The organism is Roseburia sp. 1XD42-69 (assembly GCF_003612565.1).
Classification (GTDB): domain Bacteria; phylum Bacillota; class Clostridia; order Lachnospirales; family Lachnospiraceae; genus Roseburia_B.
Genome location: NZ_RAZG01000244.1, coordinates 1 through 798 on the forward strand (window position 1 = coordinate 1; position 798 = coordinate 798).

Below are 798 nucleotides of genomic sequence, written 5' to 3' on the forward strand. Positions count from 1 at the left end.
TAGGGTTGTTTCACGAAAGATTCTAATGTGATGTTATATATCGTTTACCGTTGAATTTCATGTATCTCTCCAAAAAAGGGCATAAAATCCCCTTATTAGCTTACTTTGCGTTTTTTAGATGCCAATGTCCCATCCTTTAATACCGGCTCGGTATCGGACTGAAAATCATTTGAAGACCGATCTTTAAATTGTCACAGACATTATCTATTATATCTGGAATGCCTCCCTGCCCCTCCGGGTTTTCCATTTGGAGTAACCGCACAATATTATATGCACATTTACGAAGGAGCGACATAGTGTTCTTCCCCAGCTTTATCGTGCTTTTATCTTCTCCAAATGTTTCGTCCAGTACATAGTGGAGACGGTTCTCGATCGCCCAATGCTTTCTTTTATATTTCAGCATTTCTTCTGCATTCAGTACTTTACTTGCTGCCAGCCCAAACCATTCTGCGTCATTCCCCATCCCTTCTTCGGCCGCCCGTTTTGGCTGTTTTTTGCTCCCCTCTTCCAAAAATCCCACAAGACATGGCGTTATATCGTTCCCACGGTCATCCTGTATCTGCATGATGCGCACCTGTTTTGCCCTTCCCACACTTGCTATATAAGGGCGCCTTTCCTGTATCCCGCCGGGATCACTGTATGACTGGACGGTTCTGTATTCATATCTCTCCCTGTTCTTTTCTTCGGTTTTGGCCTCACTGTAATGGCTGCCATATTTATCCTGAAACTCTTCCGGGTTATTTTCCCTGTCTTCTGAAAGCCCTTCAAACAGCCTCATTAATTCTGCATACAGTTCCG

General features: G+C 43.7%; 1 pseudogene. It reads right to left on the reverse strand.

Annotation, left to right across the window (positions count from 1 at the left end):
- Positions 1-136: 136 nt before the first annotated feature.
- Positions 137-798: pseudogene (locus D7Y06_RS25375) on the reverse strand (hypothetical protein); the annotation flags it as partial.